This is a genomic window from Paenibacillus sp. FW104-T2, assembly GCF_058789975.1.
Genome location: NZ_JBYTCE010000015.1, coordinates 36,750 through 59,518, shown reverse-complemented (window position 1 = coordinate 59,518; position 22,769 = coordinate 36,750). Strand labels below are relative to the sequence as shown.

Sequence of the window (22,769 nt, the reverse complement as noted above, 5' to 3'; positions counted from 1 at the left end):
GCCGGATGACTGACCCCCGGCGCTCTGGACAGCTTCTACTTGACGTACTCCTTCACTTCCTCGGTGATTTTGTCCCCGCCTTGCTTTTTCCAGTCACTGACGAACGTATCGAACGTATCCAGAGGTGCAGCTCCCATAATGATCTTCAGGAAGGTTTCATCCTCCAGCTTTTTCAGATTCGACCAGCGGCTTTCCATCGTGCGGGTTTGGGAATAGAGCAAGCTGTATACCTTGTTGTAATCCTGCTGCAAGGACGATGATCCGACCAAGAGTGAATAGATGCGGCTCCATACACCAAGGTCTTCCTGAGGGTCCCAATACTGGATGTCCATATTGTCATACGGCTCTTTCTTCACCTTTTTGACGTTCTGAATGTCTGCAGCAAGCAGTTTGTAGCCTGGATCGGTGAAGTCTTCCGGTTTTTTCGTGCCAGCAAGTACTTCTTGCAAAGCTTTCGCTGAATATTCGCTCTCATCCATATAGGACATCGGTACACGCAGTGGATAGTGACCTACAGGCACAGAGATATCAAACTTCGATTCATCCCTAATGAGCAGATTCAGCATTTTGATGACCGCTTCGGGATGCTCATATCCTTTGCGGACAACAACGAACACGGTAGAAGGAGCGCCCATATGAGCATTAAATTGTCCATCAGCATCCAGCGGCAGCAAGTATGCCTGCCAGTTGGCGTTTGGATCGTTTTTAATCGCATCGGGAAGAGGTCCATATCCCATCCACCATGGTGCGAAGAAGATCCCTGCATTACCGTTGACCACGGGCTCGGACGCGGCTTTGCGAATGCCCAGTTCCTTGTCAATGAGCCCATTCGCATACATGTCGCGCAGTTTGGCGAGCGCTTCCTTCGTTTCTGGCAGAATGGAGCCGTAGACCGGGTTGCCTGCATCGTCTTTTAACCAGTAACCAGGATAAGCCTTGTAAGCCCCGAAGATTGGATCAAGTCCATACGTGTTGTTCGTTGATTCCAGGAAATTGGCATATAACCGGCCTCCGTTCTGCTGTCCTGCAATCCCAATCGTATCGTTCTTGCCGTTGCCGTCCGGATCTTGTTCCACGAAAGCTTTCGCTACATTCTCCAGTTCCTCCATCGTTTGGGGCAGTTCAAGTCCCAGCTTGTCGAGCCAGTCCTTGCGAATCCACATTTGGTGAACACCATCGGAGTGTACTTGTATACTAGGGATAGCGTACATTTTCCCATCAAATGTTACCGCCTCGGCGGACACACCGTTTGTTTTCTCCATATAACTCTTCATTGCTGGTGAAGCATATCGATTAAATGCATCAGTCAGGTCTTCCAGCTGGCCCGCCTTAACCATTGCCCGCAGCTGGGTATCCTTGACCACGAGTGCATCGGGTAAATCGTTGCTTGAAATCGCGAGGTTTACTTTCTGCTCATAGTTCGTTCCGGTCGCCGCCTGCCAGGTGACTTTGGTATCAATATTTAGATTGTCCTTCACATAACGCGAATACTGGTTGTTCTCCGGTGTATCCCCGGCAGGCAAACTTTTGTCTGTTGGATCGACCTCTTTGCCATACCTTAGTGTAATCGTCTGATCGTACTTGCCAAATGGATCTGCCGGCCCTTCTTCAACAACGCTAGGCGTAGTATTACTTTCCGCCGTTTCATTCTCCGTGTTGCCCGCGTCGCTGCAGGCGCTCGTGAATGCGAGCAACACCATCATTGCCACCATGACCATTTTTTTGCCCAAATGGATGCTCCCCCTTTAATGGAATGTCCTTCGCGTCCAGCACCAACAATATAACACGGCCGGAAAACGTTTATGGATAGAGAGCCGAACGAAGAACAGGAGGTGAAACGTCTGTTTTTGTTAACGCTTACAATCCATTCATCCTACCTTCTCTCCATTCGTCTACCCTCTTCTTGGTGTATTGCGGTACTCGCTTGGCAGCATGCCTACCTGCTCACGGAAAATCCGGCTGAAGTATTTTTCGTCCGCATAGCCCGTATGTTCCGCGATCCAGACAATCGGTTTGGCTGTTTGTGTCAGATAGTCTTTCGCCTTATCGATCCGAATTTTGCGCAGATATTCGTTAAACGAATAACCCATCATTTCTTTAAAACATTGATTGAAATAACTGCGGCTGAGGTTGACCCGCTTCGATACATCGCTGGCGAATAGCGGATTCTGCAATTCATCATGTATGATTTTGACGGCGGTCATGATACTGCTGCTGACCTCCTTGCGCAGATACTGTCCACCCGATAAACGTAGTGCTTCTGCACGAAAGTTCGCCATCCATTCCACCACATCGTTCCATGATGCAAAATGAACAGGTATCGTCATTTCCGTGCTGACGATGTTTTTAAACGTCCGGTTCCAGTCTTCCGTTACACCGTACAGCAACTGCATCAATCGGGGAACAGGCAATCTCATGGTTTTCAAATCATCTAAAAGTTCAATCATATAAGACTCTTCATGTACCCAGCGAAACGAATGCAACTTGTCCTTAACGCTCACATCGCTCGCTTCAACGACTGATGACTCGAACCGTTCACGTTCACAGCGCGAGTCACCGAACGATTGAGTTTCTTTTCCTTGCTCCCCATAAAATAACGCATCCTTTCCGGATTCCATCGTGGCTTCGTCATTGAACCGTTTTCGCCTGTCGGCCTGGATACGATCATGAATGCGCCCAAGCACTTCCTCGAACCGTTCTTTCTCAAGCTGTACTTTGGCAATGTAATCGATGGCGCCCAGACGGAGTGCCTCCTGAATGTATTCAAAATCCTGATGAAGGGTCAGAACCGCAATTGGCAGATCCGGGTATAGCTTACGAGCGGTACGGATTAACTCGATCCCTGACATGACCGGCATGGCCAGATCGGTAATCAATAGATCGACGTGGTTTTCAGACAGAAATTCAAGCGCCTTCTCTCCGTTTCCCGCTTCGCCAACGATCCTCATTTCAAATCTGTCCCAAGGCATTGCGAGCATAAGGCCTTTGCGCACGAGTTGATCGTCATCGACGATGAGTACGTCAATCATGATTTTTCCTCTCCTTCACAGTGAATTGGCAGCTCAATGACGATCCAGGTTCCTTGCCCCGGTTCGCAGGATACGTTCATACTGGCTTGGCCTTCATAATAAGACTCCAGCATACGCTTGACATAATTCATGCCAATCCCCATTCCGACCCGATGACGCTCGGCCTGTTCTTGTTCCAGCAGCGCTTTGATCTTTTCTTCGGAGATTCCCCTGCCGTTGTCTCTGATCGAAATTTCAAGCCTTTCGTTGTGCCTGCTTACTTCAACTTCGATTCTTCCTTTGTCATCCAGCCCATGGTACAGCGAATTTTCAACGAGCGGCTGCAAAATAAACCTCGGCACGGGCACGTTAAGCAGCTTGTCATCAATATGAATACCAACATCGAATTGAAAATTATACCGAATCTGCTGCAGGATCAGATACTGCTTGAGCGAATCAATCTCCTCCCGTATGGTTGAGCTCTGTCCGCCCATGCGCAAATTATAATACAGCAGCTTGTTCAGCGAAGTAACCAGCCGGTCGATCTCCTCCTGTCCATTCATGACCGCCAGCCAGTGCGCAGTATCGAGCGTATTCATCAGAAAATGCGGATTGATCTGGTAGAGCAGCTTTTCAATTTCCAGGTCTGCCCTGCGCTTCTCCTTTAACTCCACTTCGGAATATAACCTTGCAATGTGGGACTTCATTCGTCCAAATTGTGTCAGCAGCATTTCAAATTCAGGTATGCGCGAGTTCGCGTCGACCACGTTAAAGTTGCTGTTCAGCATCAGCTTCATTTCCCGGTGGAATTGGGACAACGGCCGATATACCATTTTCCACAACAACCAGCCGATGGCCAAGCTGACTGCCGCGAATAACACGGTTAACAGAACCATCTGCATGATCCAGCGGTTTTTCTCCTGATCATAATCTGCCTTGGACACGAGCGACACTACGCTCCATCCCTGGTTGCTGTATTGCTGGTACCAATAATATCCCGAAGTGATTCCCGACGTTGTAGAAGGTTCGGAGAGCTGGCCGGAAACCGGGAAATTTGCGTTCTCAGGGAAAGAGTCCCTTAACTCACTGTAAGAGATGCGTCCGTGATTATCCAAAATGAGGTGGGCCGTGTTTTTACTGACATCATCCAGATCAAGAATGCTCTGTGTCAGATTAAACCCGGTTTCAATGTATACATAGGCATCCTCCCGTTCGGGCAGATCCACCTTTCGCAGCGCGGAAAGAACATATTGATCGTTGAACCTGTCGTTACTGATATGAGGCCCGAAATACGTGATACCGTAATAACTCGCCATGATCGGCAATTTCTCCGGATCGAATGAGTCCTTCACCCCCATGGTTTCAAAGAGATAGGTGTCGTCTTCACGAAAATAGTACATCGATAACCCGATATTGGGATTGGTAAACGCAATCAGGTTCAGCTGATTTTTGATCTGGTCGGTCAAATAACTACGGTCATACGGTTGATCTGCAAGCATGAGCTGCTCCAGCTGTTTACCAATGCTTCCCTCGAAGGCGAGCTGCTGAGACACATGGTTCAGGTTGCTGAGAGTGTTTTCCAAGGAAAGTGTCACCTGTTTCAGGTTACTTTGGATACCGGATTGCAATTTCGTCGTCAAAATGGAATGGATTGTTCGGTAGGATAGATAGCAGGATAAAAGGAAAGGAATGAGGGCTACTGCCGCAAAAAGGAAAAGAATTCGATTTTTGAGCGTAATTCGTTCGATACGGGATCTTCGTACATGTTCTGGTTTCATGCATTCATCTCCGCTTCCGGGTTTCGAGATGGCCAGACATGGCGGAAGTCCCTCGGATAATATACGAGGGACCTTCTGTCCTGCCAATATTGAAACCACGCGTTATGTTCAGGTGCCATTCAACCTCTTCAAACAGTGGAGCTGCTTCGATGACCCACGCTTCAGCTGCGCAGCCAGACGCTCATTTCACCCGGTTCACGGTTCCCCCACAGATAATAAGGAATGGCGGTAAAACGTACCGGAATGCGAGGTTTGCGAATCGCTTGGTACAGTTGATTCTCCGGCCATGCTGACCCATCCGTAGTCAGTCCGTCGCCCTCGATAACAACGCATCCGCCAAGTAATTCCGGTGCATCGCGCTCCGTTAAGTTCGCTGCTTCGGCAATGGATAATGAAGCCAGCGGCGCTCCGTTATCCGCCTCTTCCACGCAATATACAAGTGGTCCGCGCTGAATGGCTGCTTTGCCTGCATCAGCTCGAATCTGCGGATGAGCTTCTATCAAGTGTGTTTCAAATGGCAGTAACCACTCTAATGAATCTCCTTCCGACCAAAGTCGTTGGATATGAGCATAACCATTGTTCAATGTATATGCCTGCTCTTCGCCATTCACTCGCAAAACAGGCTGGACAATCTGGAACCAGTTGGGAATTCTGAGCGCGAGTGTGAATGCAGCACCATCTGAGCTGTCTGGAGCAAGCGAGATATTGAAGTTGATTTTTCCGTTCCATGGAAGCTCGGATTGTTGACTCAGCTTGACTGTCCTGCCTTCGGCAGACGTAAATTCTACCGTACTGCCAATGTATAAATGAACATGAACCGTGTTCCCTTCCGCAGAGACATCATAAATATAATCGTTCAGCGAGCTGAGCAATCGCGCGACGTTTGGCGGACAGCAGGAACAGCCGAACCACTTCTGACGGACCGGTTTCACATGATGCTTGTCCGGATTGCGCATGCTGGCCTCTGGCCATACTTCAAGCGGGTTGACATAGAAAAAGTGTTTGCCGTCCTTGGACATGCTGCCAAGCACGTTGTTGTACAGCGCACGTTCCATCACGTCCGCATACTCACTCTTCGCCTCCAGACGAAGCATGCGGCGAGCCCAGAAGATCAGTCCGATGGATGCGCAAGTTTCCGCGTAAACCGCGTCATTCGGCAGATCATAATCGAAAGTGAACGCCTCGCCCAAATGTGTCGCGCCGATGCCTCCCGTAATGTACATCTGTTTGCGAGTTGTATTGGCCCACAGCCGTTCGCACGCTGCTCGCAAGCTCTCATCCTTCGTCAAACGGGCGAGATCGGCCATGGCCGTATACATATAAACGGCACGTACGGCGTGCCCAACGGCTGCTGTCTGTTCCCGTACCGGAAGATGGGATTGGTACATTTCCAAGTTCGGTGAACCGTGCGACCAGATGTTTGTTCTGCCTCCCCGTTCCCATTCCTGGATGAAATAACTTGGGCTGCTGCCCCGCTCATCAATGAAATATTGGCTTAGATTTAAATAACGTTCCTCACCGGTTGCATGATATAACTTGACAAGAGCCAGTTCAATCTCCTGGTGCCCGCAGTATGCCCGTTTCTGGTTCTCTCCCGTACCGAAGAGATTGTCGATTAAGTCAGCGAAACGGCAGGCAATGTCCAGCAGCTTACGTTTGCCCGTTGCATCAGCGTAGGCCACCGCAGCTTCGATCAGGTGTCCGGCACAGTACAGTTCGTGGGCTTCATACAGGTTTGTCCACTCTTTGCCCGGTTCCTTGATTGTAAAATAAGTATTGATATATCCGTCATCCCGCTGAGCCTGCCCGATGAGGTCGATTGCCCCATCTGCGGTGTTCTCCAATTCGGGATCAGGATGACTCCGCAGCGAATAAGCAACCGCTTCCAACCATTTATATAAATCGCTATCCTGAAACACCCATCCGCCGAATTCTCCCTGTTCCAGACCGGCAGCAATTCGGAAATTGCGAATGGCATAGCTGGGTTCCGCCCCTTCGATACGATCATTCAATGCCTCCCATTGATAGGGTATGACGGTTTGACGTACCAGTGCGGAATAATCCTCCCAAAATGAGTCCCGGATATGAACCTGTGTTGTCTGCATCAGTAGTACCTCCTATATTAATTGACTCTTTACGAACTCAATTATATGCTTGGTATAACCGACTTAACAGGAATGGAATGAACCATTTTCTATAAAATATGACACAAGCGAAAGGATGCGAATGTTCTGGGTGAAGACACCATGATTGAACTTCATATGCCCCCGCTCCCCTATTATTTGGGATCAGGCCTGACAGAGTATAAAAGCGGGGACCAGCATCCCCATCGCAGCAACATCGGGGCGTATGATTTGCTGATCCTTGTCCGCGGAGAGATGTATATCGGCGAGAACGGATCACAATGGACACTAACCGAGGGAGACATGCTGCTGCTGCTGCCTGATGGAGAACATTATCCGATCCGACCTTGCGATCAGGATACCGTTTTTTACTGGGTTCACTTTGAGCATGCACCAAGACGGGATGCATTAGTGGCAGAGGAAGTGGAGAACCATACATCACCTTACACAACCAGGCCATTTATTAACCCTTACACGCTGCGATTGCCTAAATACATGCATTTGCCTGACTCACGTACCGTGTTCGGTATGGTAGAACAGCTGCTCACCCAGCCGTCCACGCTTTCCTTTTGGCAGGAACAGCAGCTTCTCGGAGAACTGCTCAGCTTGCTTGAAGAAGAATGTTTCGGCAGAACGGATTCGGTGGCTTCCCGATTGGCTGAACGGACTGTAGCTTACCTTCAAGCTAATTATCGGGAGAAAATAACGAATGAAGCCATCGCGTCCGCCCTGCACTTTCATCCGAATTATATTGTACGATGCATGAAATCGAGATACGGATGTACACCATCCGATTATCTGCAGCAGTTTCGGCTGGAGAGAGCCAAACGACTTCTGGTCACAACCGACTGGTCCATTGACCGGGTCGCGGAGGAAGTGGGCTTCCGTTATTCCCCGTATTTCTCGTCCTGCTTCAAACAGGAATTCGGCTCTTCTCCGCTGCAATTTCGCAAGCAATACTTCAAATAGAATTGAGCTTCATTCCTAACAGATTTGAAAGTCTTCATGATCAGTCATGGAGGCAGCGATTGTCATGAAATCTTCGACCCCAATTTCAAAATGTCCTTTGCGGAATGTAAATCCCCAATTTCGATTTCCGCGTGTAAAGTCGAGTTCGTTTAATAGAGAGGCAATCTTTACTTCCCGACACGGAACATAACGGATATCCCGGCGGAAGGGTACAAATGATTCCGTCATCTGATATTTGTAGACTGGGCTGTCCTTCACCTGGCCAATAGCGGTAAATGCCTGGAGTGGCTTCCCTGTCGACATGTCTGTGCGCGGAGAATAGTATATCAGCCAATCACCTGGGGACATCAGACGCAGTGATACTGCCTTGCCGTGACACAACTGTGCAAATCCGCCTTCTACGGCTGTATGGACATGAGAAGCAGAAACAACGCCAATCCAATATCTGCTTGTCTGATTTGTTATAACCGACATTAGATTTCCCCTTCTCTCTGCCCAATGCCTAATTCCATCTTCAAACGATCCAATTGCAAAAAGTGATGTCTGTAATGCATTTCGATCAATAAAAACCATTCCTGGGCGTCCAGTGCCCCAAGTCTTGGGTGAATGACTTTATCCGTTGCTGGCGATGGACGTAAAACAGCTTCCATGTCCCTCATTCCTGCGATGACTTGATGCAGCCCTTCAACCAGCTGCTCCTTGTTCTCCGGTGACTTCGGAGTGTATTGCGGTGAAGCAGGGACTTTAACACGAATGGCCGGAAATTGTTCTTGCTCGAACACGCTTTCCCCCAGCTCCGTTTTTCCCATATTCGAATGTACCGATGGTTCGCTGTGAACCAAACATTGTTTCGTATTAGGCAGGTGCATAAAGAGCGCTGATTGAATCAAATGCATATACATCTGTCCTATGGACCATTCCTCCTCATCCGTCTTTCTATGTAATTGCTCCATATCCAGCTGTTTCAATTCAGCCAAATACCTCTCTACCGCATTTTCAAAAGATTTTAATACATGAAGTGTGTTTTTCATTCTTCCAGCAACCCCTTTTCATCTTAGATATAATCAAAGTATAAAAAAACACTACTGACAGGGGTATGTCAGTAGTGTTTTAAGATATTTTTCGCAGCTTCTTGAATTCGCAAGCGCAGAGACTCCGGCTCAATCACTTGAATATCCCCACCCCAGCCAAGCAAATGATGCAATAGTTCTTCCGTATGCCGGACACGAAAATGAAAATTCACACCGTCCACATGATCCTCTATGGATTCGATATAGAAGTTGACTCCCTCTATAATCTTGTCTGCTATTTCAGGGTTTGCCCTGATCAGTACCCGTTCATTCCGATCATCAGACGGCCGATATTTGCTTAAGTCAAAACTATCCGGTAAAAGGAAGTGATCCTCCAATACTTGAAGTTCCGTCATACGGGACAGTCGGAAATGACGAATGTCTTGTCGCATATCGCAGTGCGCGATTAAAACCCAATGTTCATGCAAAAGGGATAATCCATACGGAGAAACCTCCCGGAGATGGCTTCGACTCCCGTCTGCCCCCGGCATTTTTTTGCGGTACATAAAACGAATCTTGTGCTTTTCCAAAATGGCGTTGCGTATTTGCATAAGGTACGTTTTAACGGTCTCCCCAGTTAATGGATCACTTCCATGAAGGAGCCGCATGGTTTCCCGAACACGAGTAGATTCATTTCGAATGGATTCTGGTAAAATAGCTTCAATTTTACGTTGAGCCGATTCGGCTTCATGTGCGTATGTATGATCCAATCTCTGTTCAATAAAATCTGCCCCCATGAGCAGGGCTACGGCTTCCTCGGCTGTAAAGCTAACCGGGGGAAGAAAGTATCCCTCCATTAGTGAGTAACCCTGACCAGGTGCTCCTATTATTGGCACCCCAGCTTCGCTTAGTGCTTGCATATCCCGATATATCGTTCGTACACTTGTCTCAAACCGGGAAGCCAGATCTTCTGCCCTTAGCGTTTTGCTGCGCTGTAATTCAAGGGTAATTGCAAGATGCCGCTCCGTTTTATTCATACTTCTATCCTCCGCTTATCCATCATCCAAACTGCATTCATTTTATCATAGTAAGACGTTCATGGAATTCTTACTTTAATTTGGAGTAATGGATCGCAGAAAATCCTCGATTTCATCCATATATCCCTTCACTGTAATGTTACGCGGTGCAAACAAACTGATTAATAATGCACGCGCCGGTGATTCGGCCATAGAGACGGACAGCATGGAGTGCTCTGTGTCTGGCAGGAGTTTGACTCGTAATAATTCCGATGGTGATACATGTTCCCTGTAAACCCTCTCTGTTTCCTGCACGTCGACGTTTATATCCTGATCGCCGAGCATTAGCAGGACAGGGGACTCAAAATTCGAGATATCGTTTGTTGCATCAGAAGTGTAGTTCCGGCTCACGAATCTCCATCGTTCTCTGGACATGGCATCTTCTTGCCCAGCGAGGCACACATATTCTTCATAGGAACTGCCTGCGATCAGCAGCTTCTTAATCCGGTTATTCTCATTAACCTGTTGCTCAATCTCATTCATTGGGCGTCCTTCCTTAGCCATTTCACTCCGTGTGTTGTACTCTCCCTGCTTCAGCCAGTTGATTGCTGGAGAGACCAGAATGCTGAAGGCTAGCCGTTCTTTGCCAGCCAGCTTGGGAATGACCCATCCTGCCTGACTTGCGCCCCATACACCCATGCGACTCGCGTCGATTTCCGGTTGCTGCCTAGCCCACGCCAGTGCCTGCCGTGCTTCCTCTACCCGATCATCCATATGCTGGTCAAGCCAGCTGCCTTCCGATCCGCCGATTCCCCTCTTGTTCAGCGACAGTGAAGCATAACCAAGCCCAGCAAGCCGCTCCCACAGCGGTTTATAGCCGTCGTTGTGTGTGGCGTCGATCGGCCCGTCGCCATGTATGAATAATACTAAACCCACTTTGCCGCTGTATTTCACGGGAAGCGTTAACACCCCCGTCAATTGACCTTGGGGCGTATCTATTTGCACCGCTCGTTGGACCATGTCAAAGCTATTTTGCCATAAAATAATTGTACCCGTCCCTCCTATCAGTAGCAGGATAATCAAGAGCATCGTTCCCCATTTTTTCTTCACGTTTTTTTCTACATCCCTTCCTCTTAAAAATGGCTATCCTTCATGGATCATGTAATTCCATTCCGGTTCGTCAAACAACCATGTCATGAAGGAGCTGCGCTGTACTTCAAGCGTGCGGAATCCCATGCGCTCATACAGTCGTTTGGCTCCGAGGTTACTGCCTGACACATGCAAGCTTGCATATCGTACTCCCGTCCTTGTAGATGCTTCGCGAAGGGTCCATTCCAGCATCGCTCGGCCTACTCCAGTTCCCCGAAACCGTTCATGGACGGTTAGATCGGCAATATACATTTCTCCACGTACCGGACGATGGCTCAAACATGCCAATCGTAGGGCAAAACCGATTGCTCTCCGCCACCCAACGTCTTGAATTCCTTTCCACAAGGGAAGCAGTTCTGTTACTGTAATACTCGAACGGAACTCACCTGACCGAGCCTTTAACTGAAGGCTCAAGCTGCCGAGGATGGCGTCTTCCTTCATGGCAACGATGCGCTCGCTTTTCCCCTGTTGTTCATCCAGCGAGAGACACATTTCAAACAACATCATCATTTGTGCGTTATTCAAATGTGCACCGAATTTGCTGCAAAACCTTTGAAATAACAGCTGGCTGACCGAAGCTTGATGTTCCTCTTTCATTCGCTCCATCTGAACGACAGGACGGATGATCATCGTTTTCCGTCACCACCCACTGCATCGCTGCCTTTATGTTCAATACGTGCAAACAATTCATAATATAAGCTTTCTTGGGTGAACAGCGAGAGATATGACTTCTCCGCCAGAATCCGTGAACCATGTAGTATGAAGCCACTGCGGTCAGCAAAGGCCTGGAATTGACTAAAGTGCTGCTCCAGGTCTTCTTCGCCATGTACTGTAAACCGGTAAGATAAGTATTCGCCTGCTGGTAAAGCGATATCGCCTTTCACGTCATGCACTTCAGTGCACAGCAATACACGGTCGTCTCCCTCATAAACGTAATGTATGTCCGCTTCAAATAACTCTGGCAGCGTATCCCCCTCCTGAACCAACATTCGAGCATCCAATTCACTCTCCATGTGCGTCTCGAACCATGTAGTCAGGACAAGCTGATCACGTTGAATAACCTGAAAGGAAGTGCCCTCCTGTCCGTAGTGCTCGTTCTCGTCCAGCACCTTACGGATAAAGCCGCTTAACGATCGAAGCCTGTCTATTTCAGCTTCCAGCTTGGAAACCGATTGTACAAGCAATTGCTGCATATCATCCGGGGTACCTTCTTCACTCCATTCCCGGATGGCTTTTACCGGCAACCCAACTTTACGGAGAAGTAAAATATGCGCCAATCGGTAAATCTCATTCATCCCATACATGCGATATTGATTTTCATCGATATACGACGGCAACAATGTGCCTTTTTCCTCAAAATAACGAATTTGATGGACCGACACGCCCATCAGTTTCGCTAACTCGCTGATCGTAATTTCCTTTTTCAATTGCTTTCCCCCTCAGTTACGTGGAATATGAGCTAAGCATATACCTTAGGTCAGACCTAAGGTCAAGTCGTGAAAGATACCGTGAACTAAGACTACCTCGGAGGGCAAACGTTCTGATGTATCATAGAGCTGCTGCTCCAATATAAAAAGACCATCATCAGATGGCCCGGTTACGTCACTATTTTTTCTGAATTACTCTATTCGTTTCTCGTATTTGAATAAAATCAGCTTTTGAGTGAGCTGAACCTCTTTAGTCTTTTGGTATCCAAACTTTTCATAAAAGTAATGATTACGAAAGCTTAAATGCGGTGTATATAAGGTCCATAATTTTGTATTCGGAAAATGTGATTCCACAAATTGAATTGCTGCAGTACCTACGCCCTTACTCTGATTAGAAGGAGAAATGAACACCTTATCAATGTGCATGCGCTCATCGTTGCCTCGTACATCAATTGCACCTATAATTGTTTTTTCCTCTACAATGGTAAAGTGTTGATATTTTCTAATATTTTCAGCTAATTTTTCATAGGTTTCACATGCCGGATTAGATTCAAAGTCTTCGTACTTTTCCAAATCCTCTTGAAACGCTGCTTTTTGAAGAAGAAGCAATGTTTCAATATCTTGTAATGTTGATTTCTTAAATGTTATAGACATCTTTTACTCTCCTTTTCCATAAGAAAGCCAGTATACTTATCCGCTTGTCTAAAAGAGCATAGAGGTTCACTTAAGTAAGAATTGTACCTAGCTGTGATCGACATACATCCAAGGCACGATAGGCGGAGCGTTCCATGTATGCCAAGATCTCGTCTAATGAAAAAACACTCAACTCCTGCTGGACATGTTCCACTGGATAATTAAAGTCCTCCAGCGCCTGTTTTTTCAATACGAATACATTCTTCTCATCGAGTTCATCCATAACTGGTATGTATACAGCGGAATTGAGTGCCTCGTACAGTCCCTCAGAAATAAACATCTCATTCAGCTTCGCATTGCACAATCGAAAGTCATGGTGATAGCGATCGTACAGTGCAGGCTCCGTATTCAGTCGCTCTTCCAATCCGCTGAAGTAAGATTTCATTGCCCAAACTTCATCCGCCACCAAATGAGTTAAATAACCCAGCATAAAAGGCTCAGTAATACGCTCCTTATATTTAGTGATGAAACGCCCGTACTCCCATCGCCTGTTGACGCCATACTTGAATTGATCGCCTAGAAAATGGGTATCTCCTTTTTCGGAGGCTGCATCTGGCGCTATGGCGCCAAGGAGCATATCACCACGCTGCTTGATAGACAGCTCCTTACATACAAAATCTGAAATCAACAAATGCATCAACCTAGAGCCCACCTTATCATCTCCTTGATCCATTTCAGATGTTCGTATTCCAATGATAGTACCACATATTGGGATTAACGCTCAAAAAAAAAGCCGATCCATTGATCGGCTGCCTTGATAGAAACTTTGGTGTTAGTTAATCGTAAGCAAAGACCACTAATTCTGTGATGGCTTCATACCCACTAATATCTTAAAGTCCATCGTAATTTGTCTCAGATCCATCCGTAAAATCTGTTCTCTGGACTTTTGTGAAGCCCCCCAAGATAACGGAGTCATCCCAAGCAAAGGTGGAATGAGGTGCTCACTGAGGCTAACTTGATATTGAATGTCTTCAACAGCTATTAAATCGAAACGTTCGTTAAAATAACGAATTGTAGGTGTATTGGAATAGACCTGTTTACCTGTTCCTTTGTAGAGGATATCTCTTATTTCTTTTAGATAATGCTGCTCTGGAACCACTTTAATCACCAAACCGCGATCTGTGAGCAATCTCTGGAATTCGGAATAATTGGCTGGGGATAGAATGTTAATGATGAAATTGAATTGCTGGTTAGCCAGTGGGATGTTTGCAATATCTGCAACACACCACATGACATTTGAATATTCCGCTGCTGCAAGACTGATCCCCTCTTTGGAGATATCGATCCCAACGGCCAATAAAGGGTAACGTTCTCTCTGATTTATTGTAGTTTGTATGCTGTTCAAATGAGAACCTTCTCCGCAACCTGCATCCAGTAAACGTATTGCTTCTTTGGTCTTGTTTTGACTCACCGTTATTTCACTTACTGCAGCCTGCAAGGGATGAAATAACCCGCTCTGACTAATTAATCTTCTTGTTTCAAAGGTTTGTCTATCATACTTAGATTTAATGGAGCGTGAGGATAGATTAATATATCCTTGCTTGGCAATATCGAAACAATGCTGATTCATGCAGATTAAGCTCTGCAAGTGAATCAAGCTCATCGGTTTACTGCATAACGGGCAACGAAATATCTCTTGCGACTCCCTGATTCTCTCAATACTCATCCGCTTTTTACTTTTGTTGAACACAAAAAAGCACCCTTTCATTCGTTTTAGGTTAACGAAAAAAGGCACAGTCAAACAAACCCCGCTTCTTGTTCTAAAAATTCCGGGGGATGTGAGCTGTACCTGTCATTACCTTAAACGAATGAATTGGATGATCATATTTAAGCGCTCCCTATCATGATAACTTTAAAGCACTTAAATACTACCATGTTTCTCTTGTGTGGGGAACGATTACATTCTCTTATTTAACTTAATAGCAATTTCACGTGTACAAACAATGCGTATGCTGCTCATCCATAGAGCGGCCCATACACGGAACAAGCTCTGAAGTCGGCTCCCTCCAGGTCTTTTGTTCCAAAAGCAGACCAGGCGCTAGGCCGGAAAATGCGATCAGCTTCAATATTGTGCATGTTAACCGGAATGCGAAGCATGCTCGCAAGGGTAATTAGATCTGCACCGATGTGCCCGTAACTTACAGCGCAGTGATTGGATCCCCATGCTTCCATCACACCATAGACGTCATCAAAGACCGGGTCACCCGCTAGCCGCTTGGGTACGAACCACGTGGTCGGCCATGTTGGTGTAGTTCGCAGATCCAATTGACGATGCACATCTTCTGGCAATTCCACGGTGTAACCTTCCGCAAGCTGAAGCACAGGTCCCAAACCCGCAACCAGGTTGATTCGTGCCATCGTGACGGGCATGCCACCTCTCGTTGTGAAGTCGGTTGAATACCCGCCTCCTGAAAACTGATCCATATAGGTTGGTCGCCAGCTTACAGCATCCAGGCACGCTTGAACCTCTTGATCCTCAATCTCCCAATGTGGTTTCATCACGGGCTTACCTTCACGTTTCTGTTCTCCTGTCCCGTCGAGCGCAGCGGGTCCCGAATTGATCAGGTGAATGAAACCAGCCGCGGCCAAGCCATCAGGCTGCCAATCAGTAACCCGTTTCACTGCCTCTGGACTCCAGAATGCACGCACATCAGCAAAAATCTGAGCGGTATGCGACAAGTAGTGATTGAACAGCATCGTGACTGCGTTTAGATTGTCATTCTCCGTTGCAACCATGTAAGGCTCACGAATGCCATTCCAGTCGAAGGAACTGCACAGGATAGCTTCCAAGACATCTGCACTGGGCTGGTAATCGGTCCACTCACGCTGACCCTGAAATCCCGATGCAATGGCGTTATAACCATAAGCTTCTTCCTCGTATCCCATCTCGGCAAGTTTTGGGTTACCAATCATCAGATCACGTACGATCAGTGTCATGCCAATAGAGATTTCCCAGTTTTTCTTTTTAATCTCTGGATCAATCTGTACCGATTCCGGATTAGGATCAGGTCCTTCCTTACAGTGCTGTGCAGCCCAGGCTAATGCTGACTGTAATTCCTGCTTGTCGTAGATATGATTCTCCAGCCTTCGACTAACTTCGGTCATGTCGACGTAGGCGTTGCGCATCCCCAGATAACGCTGGTAGAAATGTTCGTCAACAATACAGCCTGCGATGCCCATGGAGACAGAGCCGATGGACAGGTAGGATTTGCCTCGCAGCAGTGCAGCGGCCATACCCGCTCGGGCGAACCGGATCAGCTGATCGCGTACGTCCTCTGGAAGCTTCCGTTCATCCTGGTCCTGTATATGCTTGCCATAGATCTTGAATATGGGCAGCCCTTTCTGATTATGTGCCGCTTGGAGTGCAGCCAGGTAGACCGCACCGGGCCGTTCCGTGCCGTTGAAGCCCCAAACCGCGTGCGGCAGGGTTGGATCGGTCTCCATGGTTTCAAGCGGATAACACCAGCCGCTCGCAACAGTGACAAGCACGCCAACACCTTCCTTGCGAAATTGCTCAGCGCAGCGAGCAGCTTCGGTCATTCCGGAGATGCATGGTTCAAAAATGACAACTTGCACTGGCGAGCCATCCGGATTGCGAAGAACGGAGGTGATCTCGGCCGCAGCCTCACGGGCAAGTTCCAGCGTACTTTCAGCCAACGCTACCTTTACTAGCTTGCGGCGATCCACGATTGGACGAATACCGATTTTGGGAAATCCGCCTTCATAGCGATGTGTCATGTCAAGCATCACGGTTAACCCCTTTGCTGTATTTTAGTCGATGGTTCACATGGAATGGAGAAGGAGTGTTGTCCCGGTTTCAATTCGTGAACACGGGGCCGCTTTGCTGCTGTTACCAGATCATGTGGCAAGACAAGCGTAGCAGCGGTTCCTTCAGGAATCACCACCTGGATATGCAAATATTCGTGTTTCTTTTTCCAGGCTACTTCGATGGTTCCATATGCTGTCCTGAGCGAAGCACGTACCGCATCCAGTTTGGAAGGAATGACAGGTTCAATCCTTATCCTTTCATAGCCAGGGGATTCTGGTGTGATGCCTGCAAGTCGGGTATAAAAGGAAGTACTTATTCCGCCAAACATTGCATGATCGTGGGAATGCATGCCGCCCTTCTCACTCCATTGTTCCCAGAGTGTGGTGGCTCCGCGTTCTATTTGATAGCCGAATCCGGGATACTCCTTCTTGTTCAAAAGCTCCAGAGCAACATCGATATGTCCATGATCAGCCAAAACGTCCATCAGATATCTCGTGCCATAAATGCCTGTGTGAAGATGACCGCCTTTTTCCGCAATAGCTTGCACTAGACGGTCCGCGGCAAAAACGCGTTGTTTTTCTGGCACCATGCCGAGAGCGAGCGGCAGCAGCTGAGCAGTCTGGGAACCACTGCCGTAGACGCCTTCCCCGGAGTACCAACGACGATGGAAGGCATGATTAATCTGCCGGGCAAGTTTGGTATAACAATCACGATCTGCATGGATATCCAGAATTGCAGCTGTTTCGGCAACAATGGAAGTGATTTTGTAATAGATACTGGTATTTACAAGTTCGACTTCATGAAAGTAGTTCTCCCAACCATCGTCGTTAGGAGGACACCAGTCTCCAAAGCCATCTTTCACTTCATGTTCAGGCCATCGCTCATGCAGGTGGTCAATGTAGCCCTTCATGAATGGATAACTTTCACGTAGCGTATTCAAGTCGTTATAGTGCATATAGAGATGCCAGGGAAGGGAGACCTTGTCTCCGCTCCAGTCCGGATTGGTTATGCTGTCTTCGATATCTCCAAGCCACTTACGGTAATAAGAATGCATGTTGAAATGGTGCATCCCCGCTTCCTCAACCACAGCCGAGTCCATAAGACATGGGGTGCGCTCATCACGCTGGCAGCAGTCCGTTGGTATGCTCACCAAATTGTTAAGATAGGACCACCGAATGTTGCTGTATAATCTATTGATGCCTTGATCAGAGCATTCAAAGGTACCTGCCTGCTCTACATCTGCATGAACCGGAACAGCCTGTATGGAGAGCTGAGTTGTCTCCCCGCTGACCTCGACATAACGAAATCCATGATATGTAAAGCGCGGTTCATAGCACTCCCCTTCTTCCCCGTTAAGGATGTATACATCCATCGCTTTGGCGTTTCGATTCGTCCATGGGTCGATGTTGCCTTGTTCATCTACCAGCTCACTGTATCTCAGCCGAACTTCACTACCTGACTGACCTGTTACCTGAATACGGACCCACCCTGCCATGTTTTGACCAAAATCATAAACATTCACACTGGGTACCGGGTTATATACGGCAACAGGTTCTATCGGGTCGAACGGTATGACAGGAGGTTGATGGTTCGGCTCAAGCTCACCCACTGGTGGGTCAGCGACTACTGCCATTGACCAATCCTCACCTTCCAGAAAGTCGGGCTCATCCCAACCTAGACGCATCTGCCTAGCATCATAAGTCTCACCGTCATAGATATCGTTGACAAGAATCGGGCTTGTCGCTGATGACCAGGATTCGTCCGTTATGATTGTCCGTGTGCTGCCATCCTCCAGCATAAGATCCAACTGCACGATAAACGCCTTATCCCGGTTCCACTTCCATCCCCAGCGCGAATAGTTAAAATGGTACCCGTTGCCCAGCCATACGCCCAGTGCATTTTCTCCATCGTGAAGCAAATGGGTCACGTCGTACGTGTCATAAAGCATCCTGCGTGGGTATGGTGTGTTGGCTGGTGCCAGAACTCGGGTGTCTACCCGAACTCCATTAATGCGAAGCTCATACCAGCCTATCGAATAGATGCGGAGCCTGGCTTGGAGTAGGGATGAGGGAATGTCAAACGTTTTCCGAAACAATGGACTGTCTACCGGAACCGGAGCCTCACAGATGGACAGCATATGTCCCTCGACCACCAGCCCATTACCCGAAGGATGTATGGCACCTGCTGTGAAATGAGTTGTTTTCGGATCATAAAACCGGTTGGAATACAACATGCGTCCATCTTTTCCAGTAAGTCTCAAGTCGCGGAAGACCGCCTTCTGTGTACCTGTTGTGCGAAAACCCACCGTTCCCTGATAATCTGCTGCCATGCAGCGATAGGTGTACTGTTGATTTAGCGTGAGTTCCCACTCCCCGTCTTCCTTCGTCAATTTGAGTGTGATATGTTCAGGCTGCTTTTGGGATGCAGGAAGGATGATTTTCTGCAAGGTGTCGCGCACACCAGATTCGATCCGAAAAATATATGCCAGTGTCTGCCGTGCAGCTCCTTCATTCTGATCCCCCTCACTCAGTTCAATACCGCAATGATGATCTTCGTCCTGATAACCGAAAAGAAATGCGGCACCTCCTTCTTCCACACTAATCACAACCTCTGCCTGATACGAAGTCCAATGTTGAGGAGGGGATGTTGACCGGGTAATCCACTTGGCTATCCATTGATCTGAGGTTATGCTTTCCTTGTGTTCCCCCATCTCCTTTGAATCCTGTACTTTCTTCATCACCTTCGCTGAATTCAGTGGTTTGGTTGCCTTCGATGATGTCATATTGGTGCTCCTCCTGTCATTCAATCCACATTTTTGCCATGGTTGCAGCTCACTTCTGAACAATTCCCCTTCACCTCTGGTGCGTTCCAGGCGCTTACCGTCATCCCGGATAGCAAAACCTCGGATCCTGCTTCAAACGGAATACGTCTCTCTTCCCCTGGCTGTATTCCAAAATCGTTATCCTCCAGATAACAGCTCCAATCATCGGGAAAATGGTGAATGATGACCCGAATTGCCGGCACACTCCCGATATTGCGAATGGTAATAATACCGCCCTTATCTTGCCGCTTGATAGACCATTCCAGAAGGGTACAGGGAAGTTCACATAGCGGTGCAGCAGGGAGATCAGCGTACAACGAAAACGCCAGCCTGGCTTGATCCCCCGGATACTCGTTCGCTTCATGTTGATGTTCTCTCTCAAACGCCAGCAGCTCTGCCGTCTTCGGCTGGGCATTGAACCAGTACCACTGATCGGAGATGAGGGCTCCGCTGCTCGCATAGAGCATGATGGCTATCAGGAATGGCTGAATCGCTTCTTTTTCCGGCAAGTTTACTCCCAGCTGATCGATGCAGGCTGCCAGCCCTGGCTTCACAGTCAACGCAGGATACTTCCAAGTCACCACCTCGGTTAATTGGCTGTTATACATCAAGACCTGAACTGCCGCATTGTTAAGAGATTCACGTGAATCGTTGACCACATGCAGTTCTGCGTGGAATCGCTCACCTGGTTCCCAGGTATTGAGCTTGGGGCTGGTGATAAAGGCATTTTGCGGCCGTGAAGCTTGCTTGGCCCGATAATAAGACAACTTGGCTGTGCCGTAGTAATCGACCACTGCCCACGAATGTCCTGGAAAACAATCCGAGAATTTGTAATACCAGAAACCACTCTTGTCTCTCCCTGTTCCCGCTCGCTGTATATCAGCAGTCCAACGAATGGCATCGCCTTGAGCTGTTTGGGAATACGTGATGTAATCCTGCCAGTTTCGGATCGGCCCATAGGCTGCGTATCGCATGACTTTAATGACATCCTTCAGGCCAAACTGGTGAAAATGTGACTTCCAGCCCCTGCTTTCTTCCGTTGGGGGAAACAACTCGAGTGCTTCCTCTGGCATATAGCGTAGACAGCTTGACACGTTCGTCTGGCTGGGGATGCCGAATTCACCATAGAATTTCGAAGGCATCGCCAGAATTGCCTCATCGAGCGGCTCCCCGCCATGGTAGACGTTCCAGTTATGTGTGCTTCCACCCCATGGATCGGTTCGATGAAATGGACGGGATGGATCAAACTCACGACATCTTTTTCCGACCAAAAAGAGACCCTCATCTGCACCGCCATGCTTGCCATTTTCGTTACCTCCGCCCCACATGACCAATGAAGGATGATTTCTCAGTCTTTTTACCGAAAGTACGGTCTGACGATCAAGGACACCGAGGTCCGTCAGGGGAGAATCGGGTGGACCCCAGCAGAGCGGAAATTCCTGATAGACCATAATGCCTTTTTCGTCACACAACTTGTAAAATTCATCACTTTCCACCAGTCCTCCGCCCCAAGCCCGGAGCATTTGCACATTTCCGCGGCGAGCCAGCTCCAGAAGCCGTTCATACTGTCCTTCATGCTGTGTCAGCATGACATCAAGCCAGCACCAATTGGCGCCTTTAATGAACACGGGTTCTCCATTGATAACAAATTGCCAGCGGTATTCGGTTTCCGGCGTTGTACCCGGCATGGGACGCATCTCAACCGTTCGGACGCCAAACGACGTGCGGACTTCGCCCACCTTAGAGAAATCGGGTACTGAACTGGTCGCAGAGGCAGATTCAGTGTCGGATTCAGTTTCCTGTTGAAATTCAGATGTAGAGGTTCCTTGCAGCACGAGCTCATACAGCGGCTGTTCGCCGTAACCTGTAGGCCACCAGACTTCCGGATTGGCCAGCCTAATTACGGTGCTGAATTTGCTGCGACCATATGGCACCTCGATAGAAAAGGTAAAGTGTGCATCCTTTTCCCTGTCCCCATTGGTATTTGAGTCAAAAGAGTTCATATCCCTCTCCGATTGTTTCAGCCGAATCAATCCCTCGATAGCTAATGGGGACCGATTGGTAAGATGGCTCTCTACTGTAAATTCCAATTGAAGCAGAGCTTGATCGGAGGTGTATGACTGTGTTGCTATATAAGGATCCAGCAAAGCAATATCCGACTGAGCTACAATCCTCACATCCTTCCAGATGCCGAGTGAGATGAGGTGCCCATAATGCCAGCCAAAACCTGGACTTGGCTTCATCAGACCATTCCAGCTTTGAGGTGCAGGATCGATTCGGACAACAAGCACATTGGATTCATTCCATTGAACCAGTTCTGTGATGTCGTGAACCGGGCCACCGAACATCCCTTGATGGTGCCCCAGTGATGAACCATTGATAAACACCGTGCCCGAATAGTCAATCCCATCGAACTCCAGGGTAAGCCTTCTTCCTTGCCACTCATCCGGCAGCTCGAACCTTACAGCGAACCACCATTCCTTGCATTCCACACGTGTCCTGCGGAACCAGACTGGGGTTTCTTCCGGTGTGCCATGCTGCTCCAGTTCATCGATGGTGTTGGTGTTCCAGTGGGGATTGTCCATCTGCCCCAGATCCATCAGAGCTCTCTGCACCGTTGTGGGTACGCTAACCACAAGCCAATCCTCTCGATTGTGATCGGGATCGTACCAACGTTCCTGCATGCCTTCGCTGGCCCGGGCTTTTCGTCCAAACCAACCGGTTGCAGGCGCCGGATCTCCAGCATCGGCCGGATCGCCTCCCTTCATTCGCCAAGCACCGGACAACAGCAATGTATCCTTGGTCAAGGATTGGTTATCTGAACCACCATGCCGAATGTCTAGTGAATTCTGCCCTTCATTCGTTATGTAATGGACAGTAATACGGCTCTCCATCTCCACCCACGCGTCCCCATGCAGCGAGGATCGGGAGTAGGCTTCGTCTTGAACTTCATCCAGATACCGCTTGTCTGTATCGGGATGATAATATGAGATATGCTTCATGAAC

The 22,769-nt window shown here is 48.2% G+C and carries 17 protein-coding genes; 1 reads left to right on the top strand and 16 read right to left on the bottom strand.

The window, feature by feature from the left end:
* Nucleotides 1-35 precede the first annotated feature (35 nt).
* The 4 genes from AC3WQ3_RS18875 to AC3WQ3_RS18860 form a co-directional block, all read right to left on the bottom strand.
* Nucleotides 36-1,718 (bottom strand): extracellular solute-binding protein, encoded by a 1,683-nt coding sequence (locus tag AC3WQ3_RS18875; RefSeq protein ID WP_492473204.1) that lies wholly within the window; start codon nucleotides 1,716-1,718, stop codon nucleotides 36-38.
* A 174-nt stretch (nucleotides 1,719-1,892) separates the two neighbouring features.
* Nucleotides 1,893-3,029, bottom strand: a complete 1,137-nt coding sequence (locus tag AC3WQ3_RS18870) for a response regulator transcription factor (RefSeq protein WP_336781812.1) — start codon at nucleotides 3,027-3,029, stop codon at nucleotides 1,893-1,895.
* Complete coding sequence (locus AC3WQ3_RS18865; protein WP_492473139.1) at nucleotides 3,026-4,786, bottom strand: sensor histidine kinase; 1,761 nt, start codon at nucleotides 4,784-4,786, stop codon at nucleotides 3,026-3,028. The genes AC3WQ3_RS18870 and AC3WQ3_RS18865 overlap by 4 nt, the downstream gene beginning before the upstream one ends.
* Before the next feature lie 161 nt (nucleotides 4,787-4,947).
* The gene (locus tag AC3WQ3_RS18860) at nucleotides 4,948-6,891 is read right to left on the bottom strand and encodes a glycoside hydrolase family 127 protein (protein ID WP_492473138.1); all 1,944 of its coding nucleotides are present in this window, start codon (nucleotides 6,889-6,891) and stop codon (nucleotides 4,948-4,950) included.
* Nucleotides 6,892-7,032: 141 nt separating this feature from the next.
* Between AC3WQ3_RS18860 and AC3WQ3_RS18855 the strand changes: the two genes are divergently transcribed.
* A complete protein-coding gene (locus tag AC3WQ3_RS18855; RefSeq protein ID WP_336781815.1) occupies nucleotides 7,033-7,878 on the top strand; it encodes an AraC family transcriptional regulator in 846 nt (281 codons plus the stop codon).
* A gap of 15 nt (nucleotides 7,879-7,893) precedes the next feature.
* Here the strand turns inward: AC3WQ3_RS18855 and AC3WQ3_RS18850 are convergent, their stop codons facing one another.
* The 12 genes from AC3WQ3_RS18850 to AC3WQ3_RS18795 all read right to left on the bottom strand — a co-directional run bounded on the left by AC3WQ3_RS18850 (nucleotide 7,894) and on the right by AC3WQ3_RS18795 (nucleotide 22,765).
* A complete protein-coding gene (locus AC3WQ3_RS18850; protein ID WP_492473136.1) occupies nucleotides 7,894-8,352 on the bottom strand; it encodes an EVE domain-containing protein in 459 nt (152 codons plus the stop codon).
* Complete coding sequence (locus AC3WQ3_RS18845) at nucleotides 8,352-8,909, bottom strand: DinB family protein (RefSeq protein ID WP_492473135.1); 558 nt, start codon at nucleotides 8,907-8,909, stop codon at nucleotides 8,352-8,354. Before AC3WQ3_RS18845 ends, AC3WQ3_RS18850 begins: the two co-directional genes overlap by 1 nt.
* Nucleotides 8,910-8,977: 68 nt before the next feature.
* The gene (locus AC3WQ3_RS18840) at nucleotides 8,978-9,925 is read right to left on the bottom strand and encodes a helix-turn-helix transcriptional regulator (protein ID WP_492473134.1); all 948 of its coding nucleotides are present in this window, start codon (nucleotides 9,923-9,925) and stop codon (nucleotides 8,978-8,980) included.
* A gap of 75 nt (nucleotides 9,926-10,000) precedes the next feature.
* Nucleotides 10,001-11,014 (bottom strand): alpha/beta hydrolase family protein, encoded by a 1,014-nt coding sequence (locus tag AC3WQ3_RS18835; RefSeq protein ID WP_492473133.1) that lies wholly within the window; start codon nucleotides 11,012-11,014, stop codon nucleotides 10,001-10,003.
* Nucleotides 11,015-11,047: 33 nt separating this feature from the next.
* Nucleotides 11,048-11,683 carry a GNAT family N-acetyltransferase gene (locus AC3WQ3_RS18830; protein ID WP_492473131.1) on the bottom strand — a complete coding sequence of 212 codons (636 nt, stop codon included), beginning with the start codon at nucleotides 11,681-11,683 and terminating at the stop codon, nucleotides 11,048-11,050.
* Nucleotides 11,680-12,480: a MerR family transcriptional regulator gene (locus AC3WQ3_RS18825; RefSeq protein WP_492473130.1), complete on the bottom strand. Its 801-nt coding sequence runs from the start codon at nucleotides 12,478-12,480 to the stop codon at nucleotides 11,680-11,682. The genes AC3WQ3_RS18830 and AC3WQ3_RS18825 overlap by 4 nt, the downstream gene beginning before the upstream one ends.
* 192 nt (nucleotides 12,481-12,672) lie before the next feature.
* Nucleotides 12,673-13,134, bottom strand: coding sequence for a GNAT family N-acetyltransferase (locus AC3WQ3_RS18820; RefSeq protein WP_492473129.1), 462 nt, complete (start codon nucleotides 13,132-13,134; stop codon nucleotides 12,673-12,675).
* 70 nt (nucleotides 13,135-13,204) lie between these two features.
* Nucleotides 13,205-13,810, bottom strand: a complete 606-nt coding sequence (locus AC3WQ3_RS18815; protein WP_492473128.1) for a zinc dependent phospholipase C family protein — start codon at nucleotides 13,808-13,810, stop codon at nucleotides 13,205-13,207.
* Between the two features lie 159 nt (nucleotides 13,811-13,969).
* A complete protein-coding gene (locus AC3WQ3_RS18810) occupies nucleotides 13,970-14,839 on the bottom strand; it encodes a putative RNA methyltransferase (RefSeq protein WP_492473127.1) in 870 nt (289 codons plus the stop codon).
* Between the two features lie 290 nt (nucleotides 14,840-15,129).
* A complete protein-coding gene (locus AC3WQ3_RS18805; protein ID WP_492473126.1) occupies nucleotides 15,130-16,920 on the bottom strand; it encodes an L-fucose isomerase in 1,791 nt (596 codons plus the stop codon).
* Between the two features lie 5 nt (nucleotides 16,921-16,925).
* Entirely contained in the window at nucleotides 16,926-19,724 is a 2,799-nt protein-coding gene (locus AC3WQ3_RS18800) for a family 78 glycoside hydrolase catalytic domain (protein ID WP_492473125.1), read from the bottom strand.
* Between the two features lie 20 nt (nucleotides 19,725-19,744).
* Nucleotides 19,745-22,765 (bottom strand): glycoside hydrolase family 2 protein, encoded by a 3,021-nt coding sequence (locus tag AC3WQ3_RS18795; protein ID WP_492473124.1) that lies wholly within the window; start codon nucleotides 22,763-22,765, stop codon nucleotides 19,745-19,747.
* Nucleotides 22,766-22,769 lie beyond the last annotated feature (4 nt).